Annotated in this window: 12 protein-coding genes; 8 read left to right on the forward strand and 4 right to left on the reverse strand. The window is 71.8% G+C overall.

What is annotated here, in order from left to right; genetic code table 11:
• Positions 1-298, forward strand: a 298-nt coding sequence (locus tag ABZY11_RS40180) for a hypothetical protein (protein ID WP_356483907.1), incomplete at its 5' end; no start/stop codon positions are given.
• Between the two features lie 69 nt (positions 299-367).
• Here ABZY11_RS40180 and ABZY11_RS40185 read toward each other — a convergent pair.
• Positions 368-874, reverse strand: coding sequence for a GNAT family N-acetyltransferase (locus tag ABZY11_RS40185; RefSeq protein WP_356483908.1), 507 nt, complete (start codon positions 872-874; stop codon positions 368-370).
• A 115-nt stretch (positions 875-989) separates the two neighbouring features.
• Positions 990-1,997: an SEC-C domain-containing protein gene (locus ABZY11_RS40190; protein ID WP_356483909.1), complete on the reverse strand. Its 1,008-nt coding sequence runs from the start codon at positions 1,995-1,997 to the stop codon at positions 990-992.
• Positions 1,998-2,084: 87 nt separating this feature from the next.
• On the opposite strand from ABZY11_RS40190, the gene ABZY11_RS40195 reads away from it, so the two are divergent.
• The 6 genes from ABZY11_RS40195 to ABZY11_RS40220 all read left to right on the forward strand — a co-directional run bounded on the left by ABZY11_RS40195 (position 2,085) and on the right by ABZY11_RS40220 (position 7,074).
• Positions 2,085-2,867 (forward strand): class E sortase, encoded by a 783-nt coding sequence (locus ABZY11_RS40195; protein WP_356483910.1) that lies wholly within the window; start codon positions 2,085-2,087, stop codon positions 2,865-2,867.
• Positions 2,868-2,922: 55 nt separating this feature from the next.
• Positions 2,923-3,081: a DUF3311 domain-containing protein gene (locus tag ABZY11_RS40200; RefSeq protein ID WP_124723383.1), complete on the forward strand. Its 159-nt coding sequence runs from the start codon at positions 2,923-2,925 to the stop codon at positions 3,079-3,081.
• On the forward strand, positions 3,078-4,625 hold the full coding sequence (locus tag ABZY11_RS40205; protein WP_356483911.1) for a sodium:solute symporter family protein: 1,548 nt from the start codon (positions 3,078-3,080) through the stop codon (positions 4,623-4,625). The genes ABZY11_RS40200 and ABZY11_RS40205 overlap by 4 nt, the downstream gene beginning before the upstream one ends.
• Before the next feature lie 230 nt (positions 4,626-4,855).
• Positions 4,856-5,188 carry a DUF6412 domain-containing protein gene (locus ABZY11_RS40210; protein ID WP_356483912.1) on the forward strand — a complete coding sequence of 111 codons (333 nt, stop codon included), beginning with the start codon at positions 4,856-4,858 and terminating at the stop codon, positions 5,186-5,188.
• A 118-nt stretch (positions 5,189-5,306) separates the two neighbouring features.
• Positions 5,307-6,077: a YidC/Oxa1 family membrane protein insertase gene (locus ABZY11_RS40215; RefSeq protein WP_356483913.1), complete on the forward strand. Its 771-nt coding sequence runs from the start codon at positions 5,307-5,309 to the stop codon at positions 6,075-6,077.
• Between the two features lie 136 nt (positions 6,078-6,213).
• Positions 6,214-7,074: a fumarylacetoacetate hydrolase family protein gene (locus ABZY11_RS40220; RefSeq protein ID WP_356483914.1), complete on the forward strand. Its 861-nt coding sequence runs from the start codon at positions 6,214-6,216 to the stop codon at positions 7,072-7,074.
• Between the two features lie 80 nt (positions 7,075-7,154).
• Here ABZY11_RS40220 and ABZY11_RS40225 read toward each other — a convergent pair whose 3' ends face one another.
• Positions 7,155-7,634 (reverse strand): heme-degrading domain-containing protein, encoded by a 480-nt coding sequence (locus ABZY11_RS40225; protein WP_356483915.1) that lies wholly within the window; start codon positions 7,632-7,634, stop codon positions 7,155-7,157.
• The gene (locus tag ABZY11_RS40230; protein WP_356483916.1) at positions 7,631-8,827 is read right to left on the reverse strand and encodes a Gfo/Idh/MocA family oxidoreductase; all 1,197 of its coding nucleotides are present in this window, start codon (positions 8,825-8,827) and stop codon (positions 7,631-7,633) included. The genes ABZY11_RS40225 and ABZY11_RS40230 overlap by 4 nt, the downstream gene beginning before the upstream one ends.
• Positions 8,828-8,883: 56 nt before the next feature.
• Between ABZY11_RS40230 and ABZY11_RS40235 the strand changes: the two genes are divergently transcribed.
• Positions 8,884-9,158, forward strand: a 275-nt coding sequence (locus tag ABZY11_RS40235) for a MarR family transcriptional regulator (protein WP_356483917.1), incomplete at its 3' end; no start/stop codon positions are given.

Genomic DNA, 9,158 nt, shown 5'->3' on the forward strand with positions numbered 1-9,158 from the left:
GCCGAAGGTCGCCCCCCGGCCGGGTGCGCCGGCTCCGCGCGACACCGCCCCGGCGAGCGACTGCCAGGTGGTCGAACTCGCCGACGGCGCACGGGCGGAGGCCGTCACGCTGCGGCTGCCCCGGGACGGACAGCCGTCCTTGTACGTCCGGGTCCTGCGCAAGGACGGCCGAACGGTGACGCTTCAGCAGTGGACCGGCCGGCCGGACGCGAAGGGGGCGCGCAACACGCGGTCGCAGCCGCAGCTGGACACCACCGCGATGCTGAAGATCGCGAACGACCCCGCCTGGAAGTTCTGACCTGCGGCACGGCCCGCCCCGGCCGCTGCCGGTGCGGGACCGGGGCGGGACCCGGGGCTACGTCGCCTCTCAGACCTCGCCCGTCGTACTCCGTACGTAACCGAGCCCCGGGCGGTCGCTCAGCAGGATTTCTTCTCCGGTGGGGACGAACCCCGTGCGGGTCAGGACCGTGCGTGAAGCCGTGTTGTCGAGCGCGGCTGCGGCGCGCAGTGTGGTCAGGCCGTACTCGGTGGCGGCCAGGGTGCAGATCTGGCCGACGGTGGCCGTGGCCAGGCCCCGGTGGGTGGCCTTTTCGGCCATACGGAAGCCCAGTTCGGCGGAGCCGTCCGCGACGTCGACCAGGTTGAACCGGCCCAGGATCTCGCCCTCGCCGTTGGAATCGGTGTCGACCAGGACGTGGAAGTGGCAGACTCCCGCGGCCTGTTCGGCGAGCAGCGCGGCGAGGCGGGCGTCGAAGTCGGTGAAGTAGGCGTCGCCCCGGTCCGGTACGGATGTGGCGAAGAAGGCACGGTTCTCCTGCTCGAACGCGAGCAGGGCTGGGGCGTGATCGGCGCGGAGAAGCTGGAGTTCGGGCATGAGGGAAGGATGAAGGATACGGGGGGCTGGGGCCAGAGTTTTTGCCGTGGTGGGAAGGGACCTGGACCTGCGATCGGGGCCCTGCCGTGGCTGGGGCCCCGATCGACCGGGGCCGTCACTCCACCCCGTGGCACTCCCGGTACGCCCGCCCCGATCCGCACCAGCAGGCCGCGCTGCGGGCCGGGGGCCAGGGGACTGCTCGGCCGCGGGCGGCGAGGGTGGTGGCGTACTGGGGGAGCAGGTTCGGGTCGGCCGGGGACGCGGCCTCCGAGGCGGCGAAGGCCTCGTACGACGGGACCGTGCCGGTCACGATGCCGAGGTTCGGGGTGCCGGCCCGGTGGAGGTCGCGGAGGGCGGCCTCCAGGCGGGCCAGGTGGTCGGGGTGGGAGGGGTATTCGCCGCGCAGGTCCGGGTAGGCGGTGAGGAGTTCGGCGAGTTCGGCGGCCGGCCAGTGCAGTATCGCGACCGGGAACGGCCGGGACAGGGCGGTGCGGTACGTGCCCAGCTCGGCGCGGAGGCGGGTGATCTCGGCCCGGAGCTCGCCCGGGTCCGAGGAGCCCAGCGACCACAGGCGCTTCGGGTCGTGGAGCTCGTCCAGCGGGACGGCGGCGGTGTGGAGGGTGTCGGCCAGTTCGTCCCAGGCGTCGTGGTCGACGCCCATCAGTCTGCGTACCCGGTGGCGGCCGAACAGCAGTGACTGGGTGGCGTACGGGACCTCCTCGCCCGGGGCCAGGAGCAGTGTCAGCGCGGTCGAGAAGTAGTCGTGGGCCGCTTCGAGCTCGTCGTGGGCTTCGAGGGTCTCGGCCGCGATCTCCCAGGCGCCAGGGTCGTGCGGGCCCGCGGCTCGGATGCCTTCGATGATCGCGCGGGCCTCCGCCTCGTGGCCGTACTCCCACAGGTTGGCCGCGTTGAGGGCCTTGACCAGGTGGGGGTGGTCGAGGCCGAGGTCGGGGGAGCCGAGGAGTTCGTCGTAGAGGGTGGTGGCGCGGGCGCGGTCGCCGGCGAGTTCCAGATGGGCCGCGGCCTGGAGGAGCAGCGGCTCACGGTCCTCGGGGTACCGCGCCGCGGCGCGCAGCAGGCGCTCGGCTTCGGTGGTGTGGTCGGCAGGCGTGTCGGGGCGCATGAACCACACCGTACTGCTGTACGGCTCCGGGGCGGAGAGTTGTTCCAGGCCTGGAGAGTTACGGGCCGTGGGCCTATCGTGCGGGCCGTGCGGGAGCGGATACCGGTTGTGGTGCAGCGGAACTCGCGAGGGCGAAGGGTCGCCGCGCGCGGGCTCTGGGTGGGTGCCGAGTTGGTGGTGACCCTCGGTTTCGTCCTGTTGTTGCTCGTTGTTCATCAGCTGTGGTGGACCAACCGGCAGGCCCGCGCCGGAGCCGAGCACCAGGTGCGGGCGCTTCAGAGGGAGTGGGGGGAGGAGCGCGGGGGAGCGGTCGGCGGTGATCCCGGGGGTGGTTCGAGCGAGCAGGGCGGGCCCGGCCGGTCCGACGGTTCCGGTGGCCGGTCGGCCGGGGGCGGTACCGCGCGCTCCGCGCCCCGCTGGGACCAGGCGTACGCCGTCATCCGCATCCCCCGGCTCGGGCTCGTCGCGCCGGTCGCCCAGGGCGTCAGCAAGAGCGGTGTCCTCGACAAGGGGTACGTCGGGCACTACCCGCGCACCGCGCAGCCCGGTCAGGCCGGGAACTTCGCGCTCGCCGGGCACCGCAACACACACGGCGAACCCTTCAGGTACATCAACCGGCTGCGGCGCGGGGACCGGATCGCCGTCGAGACCCGGGACGCCGTGTACACGTACGCCGTCGGCCGGACGCTCGCGCGGACGAGCGCACGCGACAGCGGTGTCATCGCCGCCGTCCCGCGCAGCAACGTGAAGCCGTACACCGGGTACGGGCGGGCCGGTTCCTATGTGACGCTCACTACCTGCACGCCCGAATTCACCTCCCGGTACCGGCTGGTCGTATGGGGAGAACTCCTGGATGTCCGGTCGCGGTAGCGGCACCGCACTAAGGTTCCCTGACGTGCTCAGACGACGTCCGCAGTTGTTGTGGTTGCTGGTCCCCTACGTGCTGTACCTGGGGGTGCTGCCGCTCGTGAACCGGGTCCACCCGGTGATTCTCGGGCTGCCGTTCCTCTTCGTGTGGCTGCTCGGGGCGACCCTGCTGACCCCCGTCGCCGTATGGCTGACCCGGCGGGGGGACCGCCGGTGAACGCCACCGTCGCGACCTCCGTCTTCGGGGTCTTCATGGTCGCCACCGTCGCCCTCGGGCTGCTCGCCACCCGCGGGCGGCGGAAGGGGGAAGCGAACGGGGAGGGCGGCGGTCTCGCCGAGTGGTCCGTGGGCGGGCGCAGCCTCGGGACCGTCTTCATCTGGGTGCTGATGGCCGGCGAGGGCTACACCAGCTTCAGCTACCTGGGCGCCGCGGGATGGGGCTACAACTACGGGGCGCCGGTGCTCTACGTGGTGGCGTACATGTCCTGCGGGTACGCCATCGGCTACGTCGTCGGGCCGATGCTCTGGGCGTACGCGCGCGAGCACGGACTCGTCGGCATCACCGACATGGTGGCGCACCGCTTCGGACGGCCCTGGCCCGGTGCGCTCGTCGCCGTCCTCGCGACCGTCTTCCTGCTGCCGTACATCCAGCTCCAGATCACCGGCATGGGCGTGGTCGTCTCGACCATCTCCTACGGTGCCATCAGCCTGAACTGGGCCTACTTCATCGCCTTCGCCGTCACCACCGGTTTCGTCGTGGTGAGCGGGCTGCGCGGCAGCGCGTGGGTGTCCGTGCTCAAGGACGTCCTCGTCATCGCCACGCTCGGCTTCCTGGCCATCTACGTACCGATGCACTACTTCGACGGGTACGGGCCCTTCCTCGACCGGCTCGTCACCGAGAAGAGCGAGTGGCTGACCTTCCCGGGGCACGGGGACAGCGGGCTCGGGCAGGCCTGGTTCATCACCACCTCGTTCCTCAACTCGCTCACCGTGGTGATCTTCCCGACGACCGTCGCGGGCTACCTCGGCGCGAAGAACGCGGACGTGCTGCGCCGCAATGCGATGCTGCTGCCCGCCTACAACGTGCTGCTCTTCGTGCCGATGCTGCTCGGCATGGCGGCCCTCTTCGTCGTGCCGGGACTCGTCGGCGCCGAGTCCAACCTGGCGCTCTTCCAGCTCGTCGTGGACTCGCTGCCGGCCTGGGCGGTCGGCGTGATCGGGGTGGCGGCGGCGCTGTCCTCGATCGTGCCGATGGCTGTCTTCATGCTGGTCATCGGCACGATGTGGGGGCGCAGTGTGCTCTCGCTCGTACCGCGCTGGGAGCGGCGGCAGAAGGGCGCCGCGCAGGTGGTGGTCGTGGTCGCGGGGAGCCTGGCGCTGCTGCTCACGTACACCGCGCCGAACACCCTGGTGCGGCTCTCCCTCATCTCGTACGAGGGGATGGCGCAGTTGCTCCCCATGGTGCTGCTGGGACTGATGTGGCGGCGGCTGACCCTGCTCGGGGCGATGAGCGGTCTGGTCGTCGGCGTGGGTGTGGTGTGCGGGTTCGTGTTCACGGAGAACGATCCGGTGTGGGGGGTGAACGCGGGCATCGTGGCGCTCGGCGCCAACCTCGTCGTCGCGCTCGCGGTGACGTACGCGGGGTCGCGCGAGCGCGACGAGCGGCCGGACGACGAGGTGCTCGCGCGGGACGAGCTCTGGAGCCCGGAACAGGAGGCGGAGCCCGACGGCGCTCCTGCGGAAGCGGGCCGAGTGGGCTGAGCGGGGCGAGCGGGCCGAGCGGGCCGAGCGGGCCGAGCGGGCTGAGCCGGGCGGACGGGCCGAAGCCGGGCGGACCGGTGTGCCGGGCCCGTCGTGTATCCGGTGCGCCGAACCCATCGTGTATAACGGCTGGAGAGCATCAGGCGCGCGTGTGTGCGAACAGCCCGGCCGACCGGCCGAACGGCGTGCGAGATCGGCCGACCGGCCGCGGAGGAAGAGGGGAGGGGCCGATGAGCGGTGACACGAGCCGTCTGCGCAGTGGCCTCGCCCGGCTGCTCCGCCCCGCCGGGCTGCTGCTCTTCCTCATCACCGAAGTCCTCCTCGCCGAGGGCGGCAGCCTCTCCGCCGCGGTCGCGCTCGCCGCGACCGCCGCCGCCGGCTCCGCGCTCGCCGTCGCCTCGGTCATCAGCGCCCGCTGCGCCGCCCCGGTGCCCCGCACCCGGGTCCGCACCGCCATCCGCGACCGGGAGAAACGCACCGCGTTCCTGCCGCAGCGAGACCCCGACGCCAAGGGGCGCAGGCGCCCCCGAGCCCCCGGCCGTGCCCTTCCGACGGCCGCGTAGGGGCTTGCGACAGCAGTAGGCAGCAAGCAGTAGGCGCAGGTAAACACGCCCCCGCGCGGTTCGTCATGCCGAGTCCGTTCTTTCTCCCGGCACGACGAGACCCTCGGAGGGCTCACCCATGTCCGTCTTCATGTCCGCATTCGCCGACCTGGTCGGCGCGCTGGCCGATGTGCTGCACCCGCTCTTCCGGACCGCGTCCACCGCCGCCGCCATCGTGCTGTTCACCGCACTGGTACGGCTTGCCGTGCACCCCCTGTCGCGGGCCGCGGCGCGGGGGCAGAAGGCCCGCACCAGGCTCCAGCCGCAGATCGCCGAACTCCGCAAGAAGCACGGCAAGAACCCCGAGCGCATGCAGAAGGCGCTCATGGAGCTGCACAAGGAGGAGAAGGTCTCGCCGCTCTCCGGCTGCCTGCCCAGCCTGTTGCAGATGCCCGCCTTCTTCCTGCTCTACCACCTCTTCTCCAGCCCGCGGATCGGTGGCGACCCCAACGCGCTGCTCGGCCACCAGCTCCTGGGCGCCCCGCTCGGCGGCCGCTGGCACGACGCGCTCTCGCACGGCGGGCTGTTCGGCGCGCAGGGCCTGGTCTACCTCGGCCTGTTCGCGATCGTCGCCGCCGTGGCCACCTTCAACTTCCGGCGTACGAAGCGGCAGCTGGCCGCCAACCCCGTCACCCCGGCCACCGGCCCCGACGGGCAGCCGGTGCCCGGCATGGGCGCGATGACGAAGCTGATGCCGCTGATGTCCTTCGCCACCCTCTTCACCGTGTCCGTCGTACCGCTCGCCGCCGCGCTGTACGTCGTCACGAGCACCACCTGGACCGCGATCGAGCGGGCCGTCCTGTACCGCGACATGCCGGCCGCCGGAGCCGCCGCGGCCGCCGCGGCATGATCGGAGCAGCGAGTGTGCCGGTCCAGTGTGTGAACAGGGTCTTGCGGAGTGATCAGAGGTCTTGGACGATCGGACAAGCCTGCGATGGCCGCCACCCATCCGGCGGGCCCGATCTCGACCAAGGGGAGATAGACCGTTGAAGCTGCTTCGTGTGGGTACGGCAGGCGCGGAACGACCGGCGCTGCTGGATGGGAACGGAACCCTGCGCGACCTGTCGGGAATCGTCACCGACATCGACAGCGCCCTGCTCGCCGACGAGTCGGCGCTCGCCCGGGTACGGGCCGCCGCGGCCGCGCCCGGTGAGCTGCCCGAGCTCGACGCCGAGGGGCTGCGGGTCGGGCCGCCGCTCGCCCGGATCGGCAAGATCGTGTGCATCGGGCTGAACTACCACGACCACGCCACCGAGACCGGTGCGGAGATACCCACCGAGCCGATCCTGTTCTTCAAGGCGCCGGACACCGTCGTCGGGCCCGACGACACGGTGCTGGTGCCGCGCGGCAGTGTCAAGACGGACTGGGAGGTCGAGCTCGCGGTCGTCATCGGGCGCACCGCCCGCTACCTGGAATCCGCCGAGGAGGGGCTCGCGCACGTCGCCGGATACGCGACCGCCCACGATGTCTCCGAGCGCGAGTTCCAGATCGAGCGCGGCGGCACCTGGGACAAGGGCAAGAACTGCGAGACGTTCAATCCGCTGGGACCGTGGCTGGTGACGGCGGACGAGATCGCCGACCCGCAGGCACTGCCGCTGAAGCTCTGGGTCAACGGCGAGCTGAAGCAGGACGGCACGACGGCCGACCAGATCTTCCCGGTGGGTGAGGTGGTCCGGTATCTGAGCCACTTCATGACGCTGTACCCGGGCGATGTGATCAACACCGGGACGCCCGCCGGAGTCGCCCTCGGCCAGCCCGAGCCCAAGCCGTATCTGCGGGCGGGGGATGTCGTGGAGCTGGAGATCGCCGGGCTGGGGCGGCAGCGGCAGGAGCTCAAGGACGCGTAGCGGGGTGCGCGGGGCGGGGCGGCCGTCGGGTGTGTCCGGCGGCCGGCCCGCCCCTGCGCGTTGTACGGGCCGGGGTTCCGCTACGCGTCGAGCGTCGTCGCGAACCGCTCCAGCGCCGCGACCACCATGGCGTGGTCCTCCGCCTGGGGCAGGCCCGAGACCGTGACCGAGCCGATGACGCCCGCGCCCTCGACCGCGATGGGGAACGAGCCGCCGTGCGCGGCATAGACACTCGGGTCCAGGCGCGAGGAGTCGTCGAAGGTCGTCCCCTTGGCCCGGAACCGCGTTCCGACCAGGTACGAACTCTCGCCGTACCGTTCCACGACCTTGCGCTTGCGGTCGATCCAGGCGTCGTTGTCCGCGCTCGAACCCGGCAGCGCGGCATGGAACAGCTGCTGTGCGCCGCGGCGGATGTCGATCGCGACCGGGGCGTGTCGTTCCCTGGCCATCGAGACGAGCAGGCCGCCGAGCGCGTACGCGTCGTCGTAGCTGAAATGCGGCAGCGTCAGTCGGCGCTCCTGGGCGATGAGTTCGGAGATGGTCGGAGCGGTGTGGCTCATACGGGCTGCTCCTCTGTATCGGCGGAGTCGGTGAAAGGCGTGTCCGCGGAGTCGGTGGCGGACGATGAAGCGTTTGAGGACGGGGCGGGCAGTTTCACGGTCACACCCTCGCGGGCCGAGCGGCGGGCCGCTTCCAGGACATCCAGGGCCGCCGCGGCCTGAAGGGCGGTCACTGGATTTTCACCCTTCCCGCGCAGCGCGTCGGTGACCGCCGCGTAGTACGCGGGATAGTCGCCCGGCAGTGTGCGGACCGGGGTGCCGCCGCCCGTCAGCGGGGACTCGCCCGAGCCGATCCGGCCCCACAGCTCCTCGGGCTCCTCGCCCCACGGCCGATCCGCCGCCGGGCGCACGCCCGCACGCAGGTCGGCCTCCTGCGGATCGAGGCCGTACTTCACATAGCCGGCGGTCCGTCCGAGCACCCGGAAGCGCGGGCCGAGCTGGGCCGTCGTGGCACTGACGTACAGATGCGAGCGCACCCCGCAGGCATGGGTGATCGCGATGAACGTGTCGTCGTCGGCGGCGGCGCCGGGGCGGCGCACATCGGACTCGGCGTACACCAGTGCCGCCGGTCCGAACAGGGTGAGCGCCTGGTCGACGACATGGCTGCCCAGGTCGTACAGCAGCCCGCCGATCTCCTGCGGGTCGCCCGACTCGCGCCAGCCGCCCTTCGGCTGCGGGCGCCAGCGCTCGAAGCGGGACTCGAAGCGCTGTACGTCGCCCAGCTCGCCGTCCGCGAGCAGGCGGGCGAGAGTGCGGAAGTCGTTGTCCCAGCGGCGGTTCTGGAAGACCGAGAGCAGCAGTCCGCGCCCCTCGGCCAGGGCCGCGAGCCCGCGCGCCTCGGCCGCCGTACCGGCGACCGGCTTGTCCACGACGACCGGCAGACCGGCTTCCAGCGCGGCGGTCGCGAGCGGGACATGGGTCCTGTTCGGCGAGGCGATCACGACCAGATCGAGTTCGTCCGCACGCCCCCACAGCTCCTGCGGCGACGCGGCGAACCGTACGCCGGGGAACTCGGCGCGCGCCTGGGCCCGCCGCTCCTCGTTCGAGGTGACGACCGTGTCGAGGACGAGACCGTCGGTCGCGGCGATCAGCGGGGCGTGGAAGACGGAACCCGCCAGGCCGTAGCCGACGAGTCCGACGCGCAGGGGGGTCTCGGACGGCCCGGATGTCTCGTGAGTCGCGTTGCCAGTCATGCCTGCCACTTAAGCAACGCTGTTGCCATAGTGCAAGCGACAGGGACAATGGTGCCGTGAACAGGAGCAATAGCGGCGCGAACCTGCCGGCGCTGCGCAGCCACAACGCGGCGCTGGTGCTGGACCTGCTGCGGGTGGCGGGCGAGCGCGGCATCAGCAGGCTCGAACTGGCCGAGCGCACGGGGCTCACGCCACAGGCCGTCAGCAAGATCACCGCCCGGCTGCGCGCCGAGGGCCTGGCGGCCGAGGCGGGTCACCTGGCGTCCACCGGGGGCAAGCCGCGCACCGTGCTGCGGCTGGTGCCGGACGCCGGGTACGCGGTCGGCCTGCA

It is taken from the genome of Streptomyces sp. NPDC006510 (genome assembly GCF_040611955.1).
GTDB lineage: Bacteria > Actinomycetota > Actinomycetes > Streptomycetales > Streptomycetaceae > Streptomyces.

What these genes read in the sequence shown, in the direction of transcription:
- ABZY11_RS40185 (WP_356483908.1), bottom strand. Translation starts at nt 874, where the DNA reads ATGCCCGAACTCCAGCTTCTCCGCGCCGATCACGCCCCAGCCCTGCTC.
- ABZY11_RS40190 (WP_356483909.1), bottom strand. Translation starts at nt 1,997, where the DNA reads ATGCGCCCCGACACGCCTGCCGACCACACCACCGAAGCCGAGCGCCTG.
- ABZY11_RS40210 (WP_356483912.1), top strand. Translation starts at nt 4,856, where the DNA reads ATGAGCGGTGACACGAGCCGTCTGCGCAGTGGCCTCGCCCGGCTGCTC.
- ABZY11_RS40215 (WP_356483913.1), top strand. Translation starts at nt 5,307, where the DNA reads ATGTCCGTCTTCATGTCCGCATTCGCCGACCTGGTCGGCGCGCTGGCC.
- ABZY11_RS40225 (WP_356483915.1), bottom strand. Translation starts at nt 7,634, where the DNA reads ATGAGCCACACCGCTCCGACCATCTCCGAACTCATCGCCCAGGAGCGC.
- ABZY11_RS40230 (WP_356483916.1), bottom strand. Translation starts at nt 8,827, where the DNA reads ATGACTGGCAACGCGACTCACGAGACATCCGGGCCGTCCGAGACCCCC.